The sequence below is a fragment of the Micromonospora sp. WMMD754 genome, from assembly GCF_049315235.1.
GTDB lineage: Bacteria > Actinomycetota > Actinomycetes > Mycobacteriales > Micromonosporaceae > Micromonospora > Micromonospora sediminicola.
Map to the genome: position 1 here is coordinate 1614423 of NZ_CP186058.1, position 19096 is coordinate 1633518.

At 74.1% G+C, this 19096-nt stretch carries 16 protein-coding genes; 9 read left to right on the forward strand and 7 right to left on the reverse strand.

Annotation, left to right across the window (positions count from 1 at the left end; translation table 11 throughout):
* Positions 1 to 39: 39 nt before the first annotated feature.
* From ACN27B_RS07680 to ACN27B_RS07700, 5 genes are all read left to right on the forward strand, one after another.
* Entirely contained in the window at positions 40 to 3441 is a 3402-nt protein-coding gene (locus tag ACN27B_RS07680) for an ATP-binding protein (protein ID WP_422744120.1), read from the forward strand.
* A gap of 187 nt (positions 3442 to 3628) precedes the next feature.
* On the forward strand, positions 3629 to 5551 hold the full coding sequence (locus ACN27B_RS07685; protein WP_422745869.1) for an MFS transporter: 1923 nt from the start codon (positions 3629 to 3631) through the stop codon (positions 5549 to 5551).
* On the forward strand, positions 5548 to 6108 hold the full coding sequence (locus ACN27B_RS07690; protein WP_357624168.1) for a hypothetical protein: 561 nt from the start codon (positions 5548 to 5550) through the stop codon (positions 6106 to 6108). The genes ACN27B_RS07685 and ACN27B_RS07690 overlap by 4 nt, the downstream gene beginning before the upstream one ends.
* The gene (locus ACN27B_RS07695) at positions 6105 to 7280 is read left to right on the forward strand and encodes a M23 family metallopeptidase (protein WP_281588545.1); all 1176 of its coding nucleotides are present in this window, start codon (positions 6105 to 6107) and stop codon (positions 7278 to 7280) included. Before ACN27B_RS07690 ends, ACN27B_RS07695 begins: the two co-directional genes overlap by 4 nt.
* A 10-nt stretch (positions 7281 to 7290) precedes the next feature.
* Positions 7291 to 7890, forward strand: a complete 600-nt coding sequence (locus tag ACN27B_RS07700; protein ID WP_396823129.1) for a hypothetical protein — start codon at positions 7291 to 7293, stop codon at positions 7888 to 7890.
* Between the two features lie 7 nt (positions 7891 to 7897).
* Here the strand turns inward: ACN27B_RS07700 and ACN27B_RS07705 are convergent, their stop codons facing one another.
* On the reverse strand, positions 7898 to 8458 hold the full coding sequence (locus tag ACN27B_RS07705; protein ID WP_098747595.1) for a hypothetical protein: 561 nt from the start codon (positions 8456 to 8458) through the stop codon (positions 7898 to 7900).
* A 64-nt stretch (positions 8459 to 8522) separates the two neighbouring features.
* On the opposite strand from ACN27B_RS07705, the gene ACN27B_RS07710 reads away from it, so the two are divergent.
* The 3 genes from ACN27B_RS07710 to ACN27B_RS07720 are packed head-to-tail and all read left to right on the forward strand — an operon-like array spanning position 8523 to position 11909.
* Complete coding sequence (locus ACN27B_RS07710; RefSeq protein WP_422744123.1) at positions 8523 to 8651, forward strand: hypothetical protein; 129 nt, start codon at positions 8523 to 8525, stop codon at positions 8649 to 8651.
* A gap of 31 nt (positions 8652 to 8682) precedes the next feature.
* Positions 8683 to 11208 carry an FtsK/SpoIIIE domain-containing protein gene (locus ACN27B_RS07715; RefSeq protein WP_422744125.1) on the forward strand — a complete coding sequence of 842 codons (2526 nt, stop codon included), beginning with the start codon at positions 8683 to 8685 and terminating at the stop codon, positions 11206 to 11208.
* A complete protein-coding gene (locus tag ACN27B_RS07720; RefSeq protein ID WP_396823131.1) occupies positions 11208 to 11909 on the forward strand; it encodes a hypothetical protein in 702 nt (233 codons plus the stop codon). The genes ACN27B_RS07715 and ACN27B_RS07720 overlap by 1 nt, the downstream gene beginning before the upstream one ends.
* 63 nt (positions 11910 to 11972) lie before the next feature.
* Here ACN27B_RS07720 and folE read toward each other — a convergent pair whose 3' ends face one another.
* The 4 genes from folE to ACN27B_RS07740 form a co-directional block, all read right to left on the reverse strand.
* Complete coding sequence (gene folE, locus ACN27B_RS07725; protein WP_091568630.1) at positions 11973 to 12590, reverse strand: GTP cyclohydrolase I FolE; 618 nt, start codon at positions 12588 to 12590, stop codon at positions 11973 to 11975.
* An 83-nt stretch (positions 12591 to 12673) separates the two neighbouring features.
* Positions 12674 to 14680 (reverse strand): ATP-dependent zinc metalloprotease FtsH, encoded by a 2007-nt coding sequence (gene ftsH / locus ACN27B_RS07730; RefSeq protein WP_091568628.1) that lies wholly within the window; start codon positions 14678 to 14680, stop codon positions 12674 to 12676.
* A gap of 378 nt (positions 14681 to 15058) precedes the next feature.
* Positions 15059 to 15634: a hypoxanthine phosphoribosyltransferase gene (gene hpt / locus ACN27B_RS07735; RefSeq protein ID WP_091568626.1), complete on the reverse strand. Its 576-nt coding sequence runs from the start codon at positions 15632 to 15634 to the stop codon at positions 15059 to 15061.
* A 99-nt stretch (positions 15635 to 15733) separates the two neighbouring features.
* Positions 15734 to 15871 carry a hypothetical protein gene (locus ACN27B_RS07740; protein WP_172967895.1) on the reverse strand — a complete coding sequence of 46 codons (138 nt, stop codon included), beginning with the start codon at positions 15869 to 15871 and terminating at the stop codon, positions 15734 to 15736.
* Positions 15872 to 16021: 150 nt separating this feature from the next.
* Between ACN27B_RS07740 and ACN27B_RS07745 the strand changes: the two genes are divergently transcribed.
* Entirely contained in the window at positions 16022 to 16981 is a 960-nt protein-coding gene (locus ACN27B_RS07745; protein WP_091568625.1) for a GlxA family transcriptional regulator, read from the forward strand.
* A 20-nt stretch (positions 16982 to 17001) separates the two neighbouring features.
* Here the strand turns inward: ACN27B_RS07745 and tilS are convergent, their stop codons facing one another.
* Positions 17002 to 17952 carry a tRNA lysidine(34) synthetase TilS gene (gene tilS / locus ACN27B_RS07750; protein WP_099164885.1) on the reverse strand — a complete coding sequence of 317 codons (951 nt, stop codon included), beginning with the start codon at positions 17950 to 17952 and terminating at the stop codon, positions 17002 to 17004.
* A gap of 52 nt (positions 17953 to 18004) precedes the next feature.
* Positions 18005 to 19072 (reverse strand): zinc-dependent metalloprotease, encoded by a 1068-nt coding sequence (locus ACN27B_RS07755; RefSeq protein WP_091576847.1) that lies wholly within the window; start codon positions 19070 to 19072, stop codon positions 18005 to 18007.
* Positions 19073 to 19096 lie beyond the last annotated feature (24 nt).

Genomic DNA, 19096 nt, shown 5'->3' on the forward strand with positions numbered 1-19096 from the left:
GCCGACGGCGCAGACGAACGACGCGGGTGAGGCGGTCGCATGAGTCGCTCTTCCACGCCGGGTTCCCCGGCCGGGCACCCGGGCGGATCGCCCGGTAACCGTGCGCGATCGTTCGACTACCCACCGGACGAGGACCTCGACGAGATCGTCCTCGACCCGGCGCTCGTCACCACTCCCGGCCACGGGCGGGTCGGCGTCTTCCAGCCTCCGCGTCCGCTCACCCCCCGGGGCGCCGAACCCCGCGAGCCGATCCGGCCCGAGGGCGACATCGACTCGCCCTTCCTCGACCTGTTCGGCGGCGCGCCGCCCCGGGTCCGTCGGCCGGCCGGCCCGCCCGCCGGGACGACCCCGCCCGCCGCGCCGGTCGAACCGGTGGTGGCGCCGCCCCGACGCGGTGTCGGCCGGGAGGCGCTGCCGATCCCGCACCAGCACGCCGCGCCGGTCGAACCGCCCCGACCCGAACCCGCGCCGCCGGCCCGGGAGCAGACCTCCGGCGTACGCGCGGTAGGCCGTCCCCGGCCGGAGCCGGCGCACGCCCTGCCCGAGCCCGTCCAGCCTCCCGCGCTCGACCCGCCGCCCCCGCCGCGCACGAGGGTGCCGCAGCAGGCCGGTGACCGCCTCCCTGCGCTCCGGCCCCCGGCCGAGCCGGAGCCGATCCACGAGGCGGCCGTCGCCCCGCCGCCGGCCGAGACGGCGCCCCCCGCGCGCCGCGTCGACCGGCGGGAGCCGGACCACGACCTGCCGGACCCGTACGCGGCGGCGCCGGCACCGACCCGCGAGGTCGGGCGGCCGGCGCACCGCGAGGTGGCGCCGCCCCGGCAGCGTTCCGCCGCCCGCCGGGACAAGCCGACCAAGCCGGTCCGGGTACGCGCTCCGAAGATCAAGTTCGGCGACCGCGACCCCGCCGTCGAGCTGGCCATCACCGAGATCGCCGGCCACCTCACGTTCACCCCCAACACGGTCACCGCCTGGTACTGGCTGCCCGAGGTCCGCTGGGCGTTCCGGCCCGACGCCGAACGCGAGGCGCTGCTCTCGGCGATCTCCGAGCAGTACGCCGGCCTGGCCGGGTTCCGGCTGCACCTGCGCCGCACCACCCGGCCGTTCCCGGCCGACGAGTGGGCGCGCACCATCGACACGCACACCGCCGCCCCGCTGCCGGACGTGCCCGGCACCACCGGCTGGGCCGACCACCTGGTCGCCGCCCAGCGGCACCTGATGGCGGTCAACCACGCCGAGGGCCAGACCTACCTGGGCGTCACCTTCGCCCGCCGGTCGCTCGGCGACTCGCTCACCGAGCGCCTGCTGCGCACGTTCGGCCGGGGCACCGCCGACGGCGAGCGCCGCCGGCTGGGCCGTACGGTCGAGCAGTTCGACGAGGTGCTCGGCGCGTTCGGCATGCGCGGGCGCCGGGTCACCGCGCCGGAGCTGGAGTGGCTGCTCTACCGCTCGGTGGCGCTCTGCATGGCGCCGCCCGGCGTGCTCTCCCCGATCACCAACGGCCGCTGGGAACGCGGCGACCTGCTGGCCCTGACCGAACAGGTCGAGCGCTACCGCACGCCCTACGGCTCGACGGTCAAGCTGGTCAACCGGATGACCGGCGAGGAACGGCACGTGGCCGTGCTCGCGGTCGGCCGGATGGAACCGCTGGAGATCCCCGAGCGACACGAGCCGTGGCTGCACTTCCACGAGCGGCTGCCCTGGCCGATGGAACTCTCCACCCGGGTCGACATCCTCGGCCCCAACGACTCCTTCCGGAACCTCGAACACCGGCTCCGGATGATCCGCTCCCAGCAGCTCGACTACGCCGAGCACGGCATCGACGCCCCGCCGGAGCTGGAACGCCTGGCCAAGCGCGCCCTGGTGATCGGCGACGAGATGACCACCGGGCTGCCGGTCGACTCGGCCCGCGCGCACGGGTGGCACCGGATCGCGGTCGGCGGCCGGACCCGGGAGGAGTGCCTGGAACGGGCCCGCCGGCTCATCCAGCTCTACTCGCGGGAGCTGCGGATCTCGCTGCAGCACCCGAAGAACCAGGACTGGCTGGCCCGCGAGTTCATCCCCGGCGAGCCGATCGCCAACACCGGCTACGTCCGGCGGATGCCGGTCAACCTGCTGGCCGCCGCGCTGCCCCAGGCCGCGTCCACCGTCGGCGACCGGCGCGGCGACCTGATCGGCCGCACCGCCGGCACCTGCCGTCGCCCGGTCTTCCTCGACCTGCACTTCCCGATGGAGGTACGCGAGCGCTCCGGCCTCGCCGTCTTCGTCGCCGAACCCGGCGGCGGCAAGTCCACGCTCCTCGGCGCGCTCGGCTACCTGGCCGCCCGGCGCGGCGTGCAGGTGACCCTGCTCGACCCGTCCGGCCCACTGGCCCGGCTCTGCGCCATGCCCGAGCTGGCGCCCTACTCGCGGGTGCTCAACCTGACCGGCTCGGAGCAGGGCACCCTGGCGCCGTACGCGCTGATCCCCACGCCCCTGCGCAGCGAGTTCGGCACCGGGGCGGCCGGTGATCGGGAGTTCGAGATCGCGGTCTCCAACGCCCGCGCCGAGCGCCGGATGCTGGTGCAGGACATCTGCATGATGCTGGTGCCGCCACAGGTGGCCCGGGAGGCGTCCACGGCCACCCTGTTCCGGCACGCCGTACGCCAGGTGCCGGCCGAGGAGACCTCCACCCTCGACGACGTGGTCACCTGCCTCCAGGGGCTCGACGACGACGCCGGACGCGAACTGGCCCACCTGCTGCTCGACACCGCCGAGATGCCGCTGGCCATGCTCTTCTTCGGCCGGCCGCCGGAGGGGCTGCTCGGCGCCGACGCCGCGCTCACCGTCATCACCATGGCCGGGCTCCGGCTGCCCGACCTGAAGATCGAGCGGGAATACTGGTCCGCCGAGGAGGCCCTCGCGCTGCCGATGCTGCACACCGCGCACCGGCTGGCGGTCCGCCGCTGCTACGGCGGCTCGATGTCCTCCCGCAAGCTGGTCGGCCTCGACGAGGCGCACTTCATGGAGGGCTGGCGCTCCGGGCGCTCGTTCCTGGTCCGCCTCGCCCGCGACTCCCGCAAGTGGAACCTCGCCGCGCTGGTCGCCTCGCAGAACCCGAAGGACATCCTCGGTCTCGACGTCCAGAACCTCGTCTCCACCGTCTTCGTCGGCCGGATCGCCGAGGACAGCGAGATCGCCTCCGAGGCGCTGCGGCTGCTGCGGGTGCCGGTGGACGACGGCTACGAGGCCACACTCGCCTCGCTCAGCCAGGCCGACAGCGGCTCGGCGTCCCGACTCGGCTTCCGCGAGTTCGTCATGCGCGACGTCGACGGCCGCGTGCAGAAGGTCCGGGTCGACGTGTCGTACGTCAACGGGCTGCTGGAACACCTGGACACCACCCCCGGCACGGTCGCCCCGGCCGCCGGGCAACTGCCGACCGTCCTGGCTGATCTGGAGGCGTGACATGGCAAGGGCCTGTGTCAGAGTCCCCGGTCGAGGCGAGGCGGAGTCCAGGCGGCGTCCGGCAAGGCGGAGATTCGTCCGGATACCGGTGTTGTATCTGGACGAATCTCCAACGCGGCCGGTCGTCGCCTGGGCCCGCCGCAGGCCGGCCAGGGACTCTGACACAGGCCCTCGGGCCCGGGCACGGATCGCGGCGCTCCTCCTCGCGCTCGGCGTACTCGCCGGGGCCACGATCTCCTGGCCGGTGATCGGAGCCGCCACACCGGCGTACGCCGCCGGCCCGACCGTCCAGGCCCGGGCCGAGCTGTGCAGCACCAAGGAGTGGCAGGCCGACTTCCGCGCCTGCGTGAACCGGCTCCAGGCGGTCAGCGAGGACCAGATCGAGTGCCGCAAGCCGCCGGTGCCGGCAGCGCCGGACTCCGGCCTGGCCGGCTGGTTCGCGTCCCGCCCCGACTCGGCCAAGGAGCCCGGCCCGAAGGGCCTCTACAGCGACTACGGGTACGCCGGCTACAGCTACGTCACGTACGACGTGGACGGCGGCTGCGCCTCGTCCGTGCTCCACCCCGACTACCGCTTCACCACCATGGTGGCGAACGGCGAGTTCATGTTCGCCAACGCGGTCATCGGCGCGTCGAACGCGCTGCGCGAACGGGCCTGGGACCCCCGGACCATGTGGCGCTGGGCGGACCCGCTGGTCGAGCAGGCCACCAAGGCCGTCTACCAGAAGGTGTTCAGCGTCTTCGGCATCATCACCATCTGCGTCGTCGGCCTCTACCTGCTGTGGCGCTCCCGCCAGTCGGACATGAGCAACGCGATGACCACGGCCGGTTGGGCGCTGCTCGTGATGGTGGCGGTGACCGCGCTGGCCGCGTGGCCGGTCAAGTCCGCGAACATGGCCGACAGCACGCTGATCACGACACTCGGCGTGGTGCACGACGCGGTCGGCCCGTCGTCGAAGGACACTCCTCCCGGCCAGTGCGACGACCCGAATCCCGAGGCGTGCAAAGACCATCGCCCGCCGGCGGTCCGGGCCAGTGACACCGCCACCGAGACCATGCTCTACCGGAACTGGTTGCGCGGCGTGCTCGGCTCGGCCGACAGCGAGACGGCCAAGAAGTACGGCCCGGCCCTCTACGACGCCAAGTCGCTGACCTGGGAGGAGTCGGAGAAGCTCCGCCAGAACCCGGCGACCCGTGAGGCCACGATCAAAGCCAAGCAGCAGCAGTGGGCCAAAGTCGCGCAACAGATCAAGACCGAGGACCCGGAGGCGTACGAGTACCTGCAGGGCACCCGTGACATGGACCGGATCGGCGCCGGTTTCATCGCGGTGCTGGCCTCGCTGCTCTTCGCCATGTTCGACCTCACCGCGTCGCTGCTCGTGCTGCTCGGCTTCCTGATCTTCCGGTGGGCGGTGATCGCCGCGCCCATTCTGGGCACCGTCGGCCTGATGCGCCCGGCCAGCGCCGGCCTGCGTCGGCTGGCGAACGCGGTGGTGGCCGCCGTGTTCAACATCGCCATCTTCGGCACCGGTGCGGCCATCTACCTCTTCGCGGTCGACCTGATCATGAACACCGCCACGCTGCCCGGCTGGCTCCAGGTGGTCCTGGTCTGGCTCTGCGGCGTGGTGGGCTGGCTGCTGCTGCGGCCGTACCGACGGATCACCCAGCTCGGCGGCAAGGACAGCAGCGAGGCGGTCAGTTCGGCCGGCTCGTGGCACCGCCGCTTCTTCCGGGACATGCGGATCGCCGCCCGGCTGGACGTGGCCGAGCCCGGCGGTACCAACGAGCCGGCGTTCGGCCGGCGCCGTACCGTCACGGCCGACCAGCGCAGCCTCCGGCCGGAGGCCCGGCACGAGGACCCGGCGCACGCCGCCACCTCCGTCGAGCGGGAGCGGCCGGACGGGCGGGAACGGCCCGAGGAGGCGCCCGTGGTCGAGCGCCGCGGCGACCGTCCGGCCGCCGCGCCCCGGCCCCGCCGAGCCCCCTCCACCTGGACCGAACCGGACGTGCCCGAGGAGGCGCCCTCCTACGCGGTCTACCGGCCGGACTCGGCGGACCGCGCCGCGCCGCCCGCCCGCCCGGCGCCGCGGATCCGTTCCGAGGCCCGGTGAGACCGGTGCGACGGGCACTCGAATTCCTCGTCACCCGGGTCCTCCGGTCCCGGCTCGGCATCGCGCTGGTGATCGCGGTGCTGGTCTTCGGCGTGATCGGCGCGGCCCGACTGGTCTCCGGGCCGGTCGACTCCGGTCTCGGGCTGACCACCCGCCCCACCCAGCCGATCAGCACCGTGGATCCCGGGGCCGGTGAGGACGGCGTGCTGTCCAGTCCCCCGGCGACGGTCGCCCCGCGGACCCGGCCGGGCGAGGCCACCCCCGAGCAGGTCGCCGGCCGGTTCACCACGGCCTGGTTGACCGGGCCCGGCACCACCGGCGACGCCTGGCAGGCGAAGTTGCGTCCGCTCTCCACGCCCGCGCTGGTGGAGAAGATGACCGGCGCCGATCCGGAGACCGTGCCCGCCCGGCGGACCGCCGGCCCGCCGACGCTGCGACCGCGCACCGAGTCCTTCGTGGAGGCACTGGTCCCACTGGACAACGGCACGCTCCGGCTCGAACTGGTCGCCGAGGACGGTCCGTGGCTGGTGGACGCGGTCGACTGGGAGCGGTCGTGAGCGGCGAGCCGGCCGTCGCCGCGCAGGTTCGCCGCAAGCTGCGCGTCGGCGTCCTCGCCACCGCGGTCACCGTCGCACTCGCCCTGCTCTGTTGCGTCGGCGGCGCCGGCGCGTTCTTCCTCACGGAGCTGGGCGGCGACCAGGAGGATCCGAAGCTCGCGGCCCTCGACTGCGACCCCGCCTACCGGGTGAACCTGACCGGGGACATGCCGCGCTTCGCCGAGTACGGCGAGGCTCAGCTGCGCAACGCGGCCGTCATCATCAAGGTCGGCCAGGACATGAAGGTCCCGGCCCGTGGCTGGGTCATCGCGCTGGCCACCGCGATGCAGGAGTCGGCGCTGCGCAACCTGGCCAACAGCACGGTCCCGGCGTCGCTGGCCCTGCCGCACGAGGGCGTCGGCGCCGACCACGACTCGCTGGGCCTGTTCCAGCAACGTCCCGGCTGGGGCAGCGTCGAGCAGCGGATGACGCCCTCGTACACGGCGCGCAAGTTCTACCAGAAGATGGTCAAGGTCCCGAACTGGCAGCAGCGGCCGCTCACCGTGGTGGCCCAGCGGGTCCAGGTCAGCGCGTTCCCGGATGCCTACGCGAAGCACGAGGAGCTGGCCGGGCGGATCGTCGACGCGCTGGCCGGCGGCGCGGCCCGGACCGTGGAGATCGCCGGCCGGGCCGTCTGCGACGCTGCCGCCGGGGCCCGGATCGCGGCCTCCGGATGGACCGCCCCGCTGCCCGGCGGGGTGGTGTCCGGCTTCCGCACCGCCGCCCGCCCGAGCCACAACGGGGTGGACCTGGCCGCGGGGAAACGCACCCCCATCCACGCCGCGTCGGCGGGCCGGGTGCTGGTCGCGCGCTGCGATCCGGACCGCTCGGGACGGCGGGACTGCGATCGGGACGGCTGGCCGGACAAGGGCGGCTGCGGATGGTTCGTCGACATCCTGCACGCCGGCGGGTTCATCACCCGCTACTGCCACATGATCGAACGACCTCGGGTCACGCCGGGTCAGGCGGTGGAGGCCGGCGAGGTGATCGGGCTCTCCGGCAGCAGCGGCAACTCCTCCGGCCCGCACCTGCACTTCGAGGTGCACAACAGCGGCGACCGGTCCAGTCGCGGCGCCGAGGACCCGCTGCCGTTCATGCGCAAGCGGGGCGCGCCCCTCGGCAAGTCCGAGTGAGGTGCCCCGCATGAGCAACCCGCTGCCCGACCCCTTCGCCGACCGTCCCGACTGGGCGCCGCTGCCACCCCGGCCGGTCGAGATCGTGCCGGCCACCGGCGGAACCGACCTGCGCGGCCGCCGCGTGCTGGTCGGTCTGCCCGGTCTCGGCTGGCGTGCCGACCTGCGGGCCGACGAGCGGGTGGTGCAGGGCAGCCGCACCTACGTGCCGGTCATCCCGGAGCACGAGTGGTATCGGGCCGAGTCCGAGCAGGTGGAGGTGTTCGCGCCGCTGGTACCGGTGGAGCGGGTCTGGGTGGAGACGATCGGTGACCGGCCGCCACCCGCCGCCGCGTCCGGGTCGGGCATCCGGCTGGTCTCGCTCGACGCGCCCACCCGCCGGCCGCCCACCCCGGCGTTCGAGGCCGACGCGGTGACCGGACGGCGCGTGGTGCACGTGGACGGCGGTGTGGAGCGACGCGACCTACGTGCGGTCACCGAGACCTACTCCGGCGCGGACGGCGACATCTGCGTCCGGGTGACGTCGGAGCTCGAGTGGTACCGGTGGGCCTGGCGCGGCCAGGCACCGACCACCCTGGAGGTTCCGGTTCACCTGCTCTGGCTGGAGTAACTTCCGTTTAGCCGACCTTCTCTGCCCCGCAGACACGCCAGCCATTCCGGTCGACCACACGGAACCGCCAGTCCTCACGCCGGCTACTCCGACTCTGTCCGTTGGCCGAGCTGGAGATGGTCAACGTCGTGGACACGTCCTCATCAACGCCCCTCTTGACTGTGCTCAACGGTCCCCAGCTAACTCTCACGACAACATCGAAGTTGGCCTCGCGTTGCTCTACCTCCGCACGCAGCGCGCGAACCGCGTCCAGGTCAGCCTCAGATGCACAGGCAAACTCCTGTGCTCTCGTGTCGTTGCGGTCAACCAAGAAAGCTCGAAGGTAGTTGTCGACCACCACGTCGGGGGCGCTGCGGTCCGGGGCTGTCGCCCGGTCGTAGAGGACGAACCCGACCACCGCTCCCCCCGTGCAGAGCAACGCGAGCACCCCCGCGACGACCATCAGCACGGTGCGCAGCGGGCGCTTGGGGCGTACCGGAAGCGGAGCCGGCGCGGGGGGCGCCATCTGCTCCGGCGGGGTCCGCTGCGCCGGTACGCGGGAGACCTGGGAACCGGCGGGGGGCTGCACTGATTCCACCTCCTGAGGCTATCGGCTGCGCGCCGCGTACCCAATGCCTCAGAACTGGCGGATCGTGGCGAACCGCCGGACGGACGCCGCCCGGCGCGCGGGCCGGCGCGGGGTGAGGCTGCTCACCGCCGCGCAGCTCACCGCGCCGACCGACATCCCGGTGGACGGCCCGCGCCTGGGTTACCGTCACTGATCGGGAGGAGATGTCGGCCTCGGGAAGAGAGGTGGACGCGGTGGCGACTCCGAAGGCGCGCGCCGGTCGGGCCGCCGCGCTGCACCGCCGGGCCGAGGCCGCCGCGACCGCGGCGGCGGGCATCCTCGACGAGATCCGGCCCGCCCCCGCCGATCACCACCGACAGTACGAGCTGGCCGAACGCCTGCGGGCGGCGGCCGAGCGGGCGGCGCCCGGGTGGGCCGGCGCGGCGGTGGAGGCCCTCACGCCGGCGACGCCACCGGGCGACGGTCCGCCGGCCCGGGTCCGGGTGGGCGCCGCCGCGCCGCTGGACGACGCCCGCTTCCCCGCGCTGGTCCCGCTGTTCGGCAGCGGTCACCTGAGCATCGACGCCGACGCCGCCGACCCTCGGGTGGCCGGGCTGCTCCGGGCCCTGCTGCTGCGCCTGTTCGCGGCCACGCCGGCGGGCGCGCTGCTGGCCCGGGCGGTCGACGGCGGTCCGGGCGACACCTTCGCCGGATTCGCGGCGCTCGCCGACGCGGGCCTGCTGCCCCCGCCCACCGCCGACCTGACCGGGCTCCGGGCGGTGCTGGCCGAGGCGGAGCAGTGGGTGGCCGCCGGGACCTCGCGGCAGCGCGGGCACGACCGTACGCTGCTGCTCGTGGTGGCCGCCCTGCCCGAGGGCGCGACCACCGCCGACCTGGACCGGCTCGCCGACCTGGCCGACCGGGGGCCGCGCGCCGGGCTGCACCTGGTGGTCGCCGGGTGGCCCGACGGCGGTCCGCTGCCCCGGGCCACCCCGCTCGCGGTGCGCACGGCGTACGCGCTGGTCGGTGACCCGCCGCTCACCGGGTTCAGCAGCCCGGGCGCCGAACCGCCGGGTGGTCTCCACTCGCCGGTGTTCCTGGACGAGGATCCGGCCACGGAGCTGGTCACCGAGGTGTGCCGCCGGCTGGCCCGGCAGATCGAGGACGGTTCCCGGCTCGCCCTGGCCGACCTGCTGCCCGCCGACGGGCTGTGGACGGCGGACTCGGTCGACGGGTTGAGCACCACGGTCGGTGACGCCGCCGGGCGTCCGGTCAGCCTCGGTTTCACCGAGCTGACCCCGCACTGGCTGGTCAGTGGCCGGTCGCAGGCCGGCCGGTCGGCGTTCCTCACCGACGCGTTGTTCGGCCTGGCCGCCCGGTACGGGCCGGAGGAGCTGACGCTCTACCTGGCCGACCTGGGCGACGGCGAGTCCTTCGTGGAGTTCCTGCAGACCGAGCGGGACCGGTCCTGGGTGCCGCAGGTGCGGGCCGCCGGGATGGCCGCCGACCGGGAGTACGTCGCCGACCTGTTCGGCGAGCTGGAGGCGGAGGTGCGCCGCCGGGAGGAGGCGTCCCGGCGGGCCGGCGGGCAGCGCTACGCCGAGTTGCGCCAGCACCAGCCGCTGCCCCGGATCGTCTGCGTGATCGACAACTTCCCGCTGCTGCTGCGCGACCGGGACCGGCTCGCCGCCGACGTGCTGGCCCGGCTGGACGCGCTGGCCCGCACCGCCCGGTCGTACGGGGTCCACCTGGTGCTGGCCGGCGAGGGCGACCTGGGCATCGGTGGTCCGCGTGACCCGCTGCTGGGCCAGTTTCCGGTGCGGGTGGCGTTGCCGGGCGGCTCGGCGGTGCTGGAGCCGGCCAACGACTCGGCGGCCGGCCTGCCGGTGGGCAGTGCGGTGGTGAACACGGCCGGCGGGCTGGGCGGCCCGCGCGGCGCGACCCGGGGGCACGAGCGGATGATCCGCTTCCCCGACCCGTACGAGGATCCGCAGGTGCTGGCGGACCTGCGGCGGCGGCTCTGGTCGAACCGGACCGAGGAGGCCGTCCCCCCGGTGGTCTTCGCCGGCTACGCCCGCCCGCTGCTCGCCAACGACCCCCGGCACCGGGCCGCCCTGGCCGGCCGGGCGCACGGGCCGGCCGCGCTGCTCGGCCGGGCGGTGGACGTCCGGCGCAGCACCGTGGCCGTCCCGCTCGGGCCGGCCGCCGGCCGGAACCTGGCCGTGCTGGGTCGCGACGAGGAGGCCGAGCGGCTGTTGGTCACCGCGGTGCGCAGCGCGGCGGCGGCCCATGCGGGCGCGGCGCGGTTCGTGCTGGCCCCCCTGGCGAACGGGTCGGCCGAGCCGGCCGGCGTGCTCGCCGCCGAGCTGGCCGGGCGGCACCGGGTGGAGACGGTCGACGCGGCCGGGCTGCGGTCGGCCGTGGAGTCGGACGAGCCCGGCTACCTGGTGGTGTTCGGGCTGGACGTGCCGGACGCCGCCGAGCTGCCGCCGGAGCTGCTGCGGTCGCTGCTGCTGGAGGGCCCGCCGGCCGGCCGGCACCTGCTCGGCTGGTGGCGGACGCCGGCGCCGCTGGCCGGGCTGCTCGGTCCCGAGGGCGAGGTGGACAAGCTCACCGCCGTGGCGGTCACCGACGTGCCGGGCGGTCGCCTGGAGCAGCTCTTCGACCGGCCGGTGTGGTGGCGGCCGCGGCCGGGCCGCGCGGTGCTCTGGGACGGCCCGGACGAGCAGGGCACGGTCTTCGTGCCTTTCGGCACCGGGGAGACGAGCTGATGAGCGAGACCGGCACGACGGTGCCCGGGCCCCGGGCCGGTGGCGCGACCGTGGCCGTGGACCCGGCCGAGTCGGCCTGGGCGGACTACGTGGCGGCCGCGCGGCAGCTCGACGGCGTACGCCGGGCGGCGGCCACCGCCGCCGGGGAGCAGGCCCGGTCGGTGGCGGCGGCCCGCGAGGAGTTGACCGCGGTACGCGAACGGCTGGCGCCGCAGCAGGCCCGGCTGCGTGAGCTGGGCGTACCGGCGATCTCCCTGGTGCCGACGCCGCCGGAGGTGACCGAGGCGGCCCGGTCGATGGCCGGCGGTCCGGCCGCGGTGCTGGCGGCGCTGCGTGCGGCCGGAGGGTGGGCGGACGCGGCGGACGACACGCTGAGCGCACGGGGTCTGCCCCGGCTGGCCCGCTGGCCGGCCCGCCCGCGCAACCTGCTGGTGTACGGGCCGCTGGCGCTGGTGGTGCCGCTGCTCCAGCTCGCCCTGTACGCGCTGGCCGGCGCGGGGCCGGTGACCGCGTTGGCGCTGCTGGTGGGGCTGCCGCTGCCGGCGGTCGCGTTCATGCTGGGCTGGCTGGCGGTGGGGCGGCTCTTCCGCCCCCGCCCGACCGACCGGGTGGACCGGACTCCTCGGTTCGGCGCCCTGGTCTGCCTGATTCCGGCGGTGCTCACCGCCGCCGTGCTGCTGCTGGCCATGCTGCCCGGCTGACGTTCCGCGACGGCGACGGCCGCGCCTCCCGGGTGGGAGCACGCGGCCGTCGAGGTTGCCGGGTCAGCGGTGCATGATCAGCGCCATGGCCTCGGCCCGCGACTTGGCGTCGTTCTGCAGGCCGCCCCGGACCGCCGAGGTGATGGTCTTGGCGCCGGACTTCTGGATGCCGCGCATCGCCATGCACATGTGCTCGCATTCGAGCACCACGATGACGCCGCGCGGCGCGAGGCTGGACATCAGCAGGTCGGCGATCTGCGAGGTGAGCCGCTCCTGCACCTGCGGCCGGCGGGCGAACACCTCGACCAGCCGGGCCAGCTTGGACAGGCCGGTGATCCGGCCGTCCGGGCCGGGGATGTAGCCGATGTGGGCGCTGCCCCGGAACGGCAGCAGGTGGTGCTCGCACAGGCTCATCACGTCGATGTCCCGGACCAGCACGAGTTCCTCGTGGTTGGCCTCGAAGGTGGTGCGGAGGACCTGCGCCGGGTCGACCCGCAGGCCGGCGAAGAGCTCGGCGTACGCGCGGGCGACCCGGGCCGGCGTCTGTTGCAGGCCGTCCCGGTCGGGGTCCTCCCCGACGGCGATGAGGATCTCCCGGACGGCCTTCTCGATCCGGGCTAGGTCGACGCTCTGCTCCACCGGGCCACCGGTCAGCTTGCCGCTGATCAGGCGCGCGGCCACGTAGTCGAGCGCGTCGTCGCCGTCGGGTTCGGTCGCGGAAACGGCCGGCTCCCGGTGAGGGGAGCCGGCCGTCGGGTCGGTGCTCAGTGCGTACCGTCCGAGTTGTTGCTGGACCCGCCGACCGAGATGCCGTCGGCCGTGGCCTGCTTCTGCAGCGCGTCCTTCTCGGCCGGGGTGAGCACGGGCGGCTCGGTCGAGGGCTGGCGCTTGCCGAAGCCGTGGTAGGGGGCCATCGGCGGGCGCTTGACCACCCGGGCGCAGATGCGGGCCATGTCGGCGGTGGAGAGGGTTTCCTTCTCCATCAGCTCCAGGACCATGTTGTCCAGGACGTCCCGGTATTCCACCAGGATCTCCCAGGCCTCGTCGTGGGCCAGCTCGATCAGCGCGCGCATCTCGCCGTCGATCTCGGCCGCGACCGAGTCGGAGTAGTCCCGCTCGTGGCCCATGTTACGGCCGAGGAACGGCTCGTCGCCGCTGGTGCCGTACTTGATCGCACCGAGCTTGGAGCTCATGCCGTACTGGGTGATCATCGCGCGGGCCAGCTGGGTGGCCTTCTCGATGTCGTTGCCGGCGCCGGTGGTCGGCTCGTGGAACACCAGTTCCTCGGCCGCCCGGCCGCCCAGCGCGTACGCCAGGGTGTCGATCATCTCGGCGCGGGTCTGGGTGTACTTGTCCTCCGTGGGGAGGACCAGCGTGTGGCCCAGCGACCGGCCCCGGGACAGGATGGTCACCTTGTGCACCGGCGCGGCGTGCGGCAGCGCCCAGGCGACCAGCGCGTGCCCACCCTCGTGGTACGCGGTGATCTTCTTCTCCTGGTCGCTCATCACCCGGGTCCGGCGCTGCGGACCGGCGATCACCCGGTCGATCGACTCTTCCAGCGAGTCGTTGGTGATCGCCCGCTGTTCCTTGCGGGCGGTGAGCAGCGCGGACTCGTTGATCACGTTGGCCAGGTCGGCGCCGGAGAAGCCCGGGGTACGCCGGGCGACCGCGTCGAGGTCGACGTCGGGCGTGAACGGCTTGCCCTTGGCGTGCACCCGCAGGATGGCCTTGCGGCCCTCCATGTCGGGGGCGTCGACCGGGATCTGCCGGTCGAAGCGGCCCGGGCGCAGCAGCGCCGGGTCGAGGATGTCCGGCCGGTTGGTGGCGGCGATCAGGATGACCCCGCCCTTGGTGTCGAAGCCGTCCATCTCGACCAGCAGCTGGTTGAGGGTCTGCTCCCGCTCGTCGTGGCCGCCGCCCATGCCGGCGCCACGGTGCCGGCCGACCGCGTCGATCTCGTCGACGAAGACGATCGCCGGCGCGTTCGACTTGGCCTGCTCGAAGAGGTCGCGGACCCGGCTGGCGCCGACGCCGACGAACATCTCCACGAAGTCGGAACCCGAGATGGAGTAGAAGGGCACGCCGGCCTCGCCGGCCACCGCGCGGGCGAGCAGCGTCTTACCCGTGCCGGGCGGGCCGAAGAGCAGCACACCCTTCGGGATCTTGGCGCCCAGGGCCTGGTATTTCGCCGGGTTCTGCAGGAAGTCCTTGATCTCGTGCAGTTCCTCGACGGCCTCGTCCGCACCGGCCACGTCCGCGAAGGTGGTCTTCGGCGTGTCCTTGGTGATCATCTTCGCCTTGGACTTGCCGAAGTTGAGCACCCGCGAGCCGCCACCCTGCATCTGCGACATGAAGAACAGCAGCAGGAGCACGAGCAGCGCGATGGGGAGGAGATTGACCAGCAGGCTGACCCAGATGCTGTCCGACGACACCTTGGTGTCGACCGGGCCGGTGATCCGGTCCGCCGCCTCGGCCTCGCGCACCTGGTTCCAGACCTGGCCGCCGACCTCGTACGGGAACTGCGCCTCGATCTTGTCGGTGTTGGTGTCGCCGAACTTGGCCTTGTCCTTCAGGTCGAGCTGGAGCGTCTGCTCCTTGTCCTGGAAGACGACCTTCTCGATACCGCCCTTGTTGAGCTGGTCGAGCGCGACGGACGTGTCCACGCGGTGGTAGCTGGGACCAGCGGTGAACAGTTGACTGAGCACAACGGCGCCGAGGATGACCAGGATGATCCAGACCACCGGTCGGCGGAAGAAACGCGTACGTTCCATGCTGTCGTCGGGCGCCGAGACGCCCGCATCCTCCTGATCGACGTCCTGACCGTCTGAATGGTGTCGCCGCCTCGGGCGGCGGCCGTGGCCGCCGTGCGGGCCGGCCCGACCCCCGGGGCGCGCGAACTGCCGCACCACGGTCATTCGACGGTACACCGTACGAGCGAGATGTGAGCTTGTGAGCCCGGCACTTACGCGTAGGGCGAACCAGGGTTTGAGCCGGCGTGGCGGGGAGCTCCGCACCCGACCCGCCCACACCGCCCGGTCACGCGGCTCGAGGGGTCGGGCGTGGAGGGTGCCTCCACGTCACCGGCCTCTACCGTAGACCGAAAGGCTGAGAGCCCGCTGAACGTCCGCTGACGAGCGACCCGACGGCGCTCAGGCGCGGGCGTAGACCTCGGGCTTGAGCACGCCGACGTAGGGCAGCTCGCGGTAGCGCTCACCGAAGTCGAGGCCGTAACCGACGACGAACTCGGTGGGGATGTCGAAGCCGACGTACTTCACCGGCACCTCGACCTTGACCGCGTCCGGCTTGCGGAACAGCGCGACCACCTCGACGCTGGCCGCCGAGCGCGACTCCAGGTAGCGCAGCAGCCAGGAGAGCGTCAGGCCGGAGTCGACGATGTCCTCGACGACGACCACGTGCCGGCCGGCGATGTCGCGGTCCAGGTCCTTGAGGATGCGGACCACGCCGGACGAGGTGGTGCCCTGGCCGTACGAGGAGACGGCCATGAACTCCAGCTCGGCGGGCGGGCCCTGGCGGCCCAGCGCGCGGGCGAAGTCGGCCATGAACATGACCGCGCCCTTGAGCACGCAGACGAGCAGGAGACCGTCCTCGACGTGTGCGTAGTCCGCCGAGACCTGCTTGGCCAGTTCCGCGGTCTTCTCGCGGATCTGCGCCTCGGAGATGATCACGTGGTCGATGTCGGCGTCGTACCAGGAGCCGTCAGCCATGCTCCTAGCCTGCCGTACGCCGGATGGCCTCCGTCGGCGGGGCCGCCCCTTTTGGCGCGGTCCCGCCGGGGATTTTCGGCGCGAACGAGGCAAATCACCTCAGCAGGTGCGGGAGCGCCAGCGCCGCCCGTCATCGGTCGGCTTCCAGTCGGCCGAGTCGCGGGTGTCGGCGGTGAGCCCGAGGGCGCTGGCGCCGACGAGCAGGAGCAGGAAGAGCAGGAGCAGGAGAACGGTCATGGCGGCGCTCGCTTTCGCGTGGTTCGGATGGTTTTCGCCGCCGGTGCGCACCGGACACCATCTAGTTTCCGACCCGCCGTCCGGTCCGGACAGTGGCAGGAATGCCAGCGGGCATCGATTTCCTGCCACCTCTCGGGTTACCCTCGTCACATGCTCCGCTCCGTCGCCGTCATCGCGCTCGACGAGGTCGCCGCGTTCGAACTCGGCGTCGTCGCCGAGGTGTTCGGCACCGACCGCACGGTCGACGGCTTCCCCGGCTACCGGTTCGACGTCTGCACCGCCGACGGCGCCCCGGTCCGCAGCCGCTCCGGCTTCCTGCTCACCCCGACCGCCGACCTCGCGCCCGTGGACGAGGCCGACCTGGTGGCGGTGCCGGCGCACGCCGAGGGGACGCCGGTGCCCGAGCCGGTGCTCGCCGCGCTGCGCCGCGCCGCCGACCGGGGCGCCTGGCTGCTCAGCGTCTGCGCCGGCGCGTTCGTGCTCGGCGAGGCGGGCCTGCTCGACGGGCGCGACTGCACCACCCACTGGCGGCACGTCGACGAGCTTCAGCAGCGCTTCCCGGCGGCCCGGGTCCGGTGCAACTCGCTCTACGTGCAGGACGGCCGGCTGCTCACCAGCGCCGGCACCGCCGCCGGGATCGACGCCTGCCTGCACCTGGTCCGCCAGGCGCACGGCTCGGCCGTGGCCACCCGGCTGGCCCGGCGGATGGTCGTCCCGCCGCACCGCGACGGCGGGCAGGCCCAGTACGTCGAGGCGCCGATCCCCCGCGCGCCGGAGGCCCCCACGCTCGAACCGGTGCTGGAGTGGCTGATGGGCCACCTCGACCGCACCGTGACCGTGGACGAGCTGGCCGCCCGGGCCGACATGGCGCCGCGGACCTTCGCCCGCCGGTTCCGGGCCGAGACCGGCACCACCCCGCACGACTGGCTGACCAACCAACGGGTGCTGCTCGCCCGACGACTGCTGGAGGACACCCGGCTCAGCGTGGAGAGCGTCGCCGACCAGGCCGGCTTCGGCGACGCGGCAGCGCTGCGGCACCACTTCACCCGCCGGGTCGGCACCACCCCGCACGCCTACCGGACCACGTTCCGCGAGCGCGCCGACGCCTGACCGTCGCCCCGCCGCGACGGTCAGCCGAGCAGGCGGTCGGCGTGACGGCGGACCGGACGACCGCCGGGCAGGTGCACCGGCCCCTGCCCCCGCCAGCCGGTGACCAGGGCGTCCAATGCCGCCACGTGCCGCTGCGACAGGGCAGCCGGCGCGGCCCCCAGCTCCCGGGCCCAGGCGTGCAGCACCCGGGTGCGCACCGCCGCGGGCAGCGCGGCCAGCTTGTCGACCGACAACCCCTCATCGCCGGCCCGGACGTCGGCCAAGGCGGCGTCGGCCAACGCGTCCAGGGCGGCGGTGTCGGCCGCGAGCAGCCGGGCGGTCCGGGCCAGGTTCGCCACCACGCCCGGGCCGAGCGCGGCGACGAGCGCCGGCAGCGCGTCGGCCCGGACCCGGGCCCGGGCGTACGCGGGGTCGGTGTTGTGCGGATCGGTCCACGGGTCGAGCCCGAGCGCGGCGCAGGCCGACCGGGTGTCGTCGCGCGCGACGTCGAGCAGCGGGCGCAGCAGCGGCACCCCGTCGAGGTCGCGCCGTTCCGGCATGCCGGACAGTCCGCGCGGGCCGGCGCCCCGGGCCAGCGCCAGCAGCACCGTCTCGGCCTGGTCGTCGCGGGTGTGCCCGAGCAGGACCCCGGCCGCGCCGTGCCGGCGGGCGACCTCGACCAACGCCTCGTAGCGGGCCCCGCGGGCGGCGGCCTCGGGACCGCCGGGCCGCCCGTCCACGCGTACCCGGAGCACCTCGACCGGGTCGAGCCCGGCCGTGCGGGCCCAGGCGGCGACCGCGTCGGCCCGCTCGGCGGAGCCGGGCTGGAGGGCGTGGTCGACCGTGACCAGTCCGGCCGGGCGGCCGAGCCGGGGAGCCACGAACGCGGTGGCGGCGGCGAGCGCCAGCGAGTCGGGGCCACCGGAGCAGGCCACCAGGACCGGTCCGGCGGCGGGCAGGTCGGTCAGCAGCCGCCGCACGGCGAGCCGCACGGCCGCCACGGACGGCGCGGGCGCCGGGCCGACCGGCGGCCGGAGGGCCGGGTCAGCCGGCGGCCGGGGTGGCACCGGCCGGCCCGTGCACCCGGTTCACCCAGGCGTCCGGATCGCCCAGCTCGTCGAGCCGGGGCAGGGTGAGCGGGGAGGAGAAGATCTTGTTGAAGCCGGCCATGCCGACCCGGTCGACCACGCCGTGCACGAACTTGCGGCCCTCGGCGTACTGGCGCATCTTGACCTCGATGCCGAGCAGCCGGCGGATCGCCTTCTCCAGCGGGTTGCCGGACTCCCGGCGGCGGTTGAACGCGGCCCGGATCGCGCCGACGCTGGGGATGACCTCGGGGCCGACGCCGTCCATCACGAACTCGGCGTGCCCCTCCAGCAGCGTCATCAACGCGGTCAGCCGGTCCAGCACGGCGCGCTGCGCCGGGGTCTGCACGATGTCGAGCACGCTGGCCCGGCTCTCCGGGTCCTTCACCGCGTCGGAGAGCGTCGCCACGCCGCGGCGCAGCCGCTCCAGCAGGTGCTCACCGCCCTGCGAGGCGTCCACGAACGCCTGCACCTCGCCGAGGAAGTAGGCGCGCATCCACGGCACGGCGGTGAACTGGGTCCGGTGGGTCACCTCGTGCAGGCACACCCAGAGGCGGAAGTCGCGCGGGTCCGCGCCGAGCTTCCGCTCCACCTCGACGATGTTCGGGGCCACCAGCAGCAGTTGGCCCGGGTCGCCGGCGAAGACCTCGTACTGGCCGAGGACCCGGCCGGAGAGGTAGGCCAGCACGGTGCCGGCCTGCACGCCGGTGAGCCGGGAGCCGATCGCCTCGGTGAGCGCGCCGGGCCGCTTGTCCCCGGAGAGCCGCTCGACCAGTGGCGTGACCACCTCGCGCAGCCCGGCGATGTTGGCCGCCGCCCAGTCCCGGCGGTCGACCACGCGCACCGGCGGGTGGGCCACCTGGGCGCGCAGCCCGGTGTAGTCGGCCACGTGACCGGCGGCCTCCTCGGTCAGCCGGCGCAGGTCGCCCACCACGTCGGTGGCCTCCGCGTATGACACGCGGGGGCCCGACTTGCCCAGCGCCCCCGCGGTCGCGGCGGCCAGATCCCAGTCCACGAACTGCGCCATGAACCCACCGTACCCGCGCCGCGA

What these genes read in the sequence shown, in the direction of transcription:
- ACN27B_RS07680 (WP_422744120.1), top strand. Translation starts at nt 40, where the DNA reads ATGAGTCGCTCTTCCACGCCGGGTTCCCCGGCCGGGCACCCGGGCGGA.
- ACN27B_RS07700 (WP_396823129.1), top strand. Translation starts at nt 7,291, where the DNA reads ATGAGCAACCCGCTGCCCGACCCCTTCGCCGACCGTCCCGACTGGGCG.
- ACN27B_RS07720 (WP_396823131.1), top strand. Translation starts at nt 11,208, where the DNA reads ATGAGCGAGACCGGCACGACGGTGCCCGGGCCCCGGGCCGGTGGCGCG.
- ftsH (WP_091568628.1), bottom strand. Translation starts at nt 14,680, where the DNA reads ATGGAACGTACGCGTTTCTTCCGCCGACCGGTGGTCTGGATCATCCTG.
- hpt (WP_091568626.1), bottom strand. Translation starts at nt 15,634, where the DNA reads ATGGCTGACGGCTCCTGGTACGACGCCGACATCGACCACGTGATCATC.
- ACN27B_RS07740 (WP_172967895.1), bottom strand. Translation starts at nt 15,871, where the DNA reads ATGACCGTTCTCCTGCTCCTGCTCTTCCTGCTCCTGCTCGTCGGCGCC.
- ACN27B_RS07745 (WP_091568625.1), top strand. Translation starts at nt 16,022, where the DNA reads ATGCTCCGCTCCGTCGCCGTCATCGCGCTCGACGAGGTCGCCGCGTTC.
- ACN27B_RS07755 (WP_091576847.1), bottom strand. Translation starts at nt 19,072, where the DNA reads ATGGCGCAGTTCGTGGACTGGGATCTGGCCGCCGCGACCGCGGGGGCG.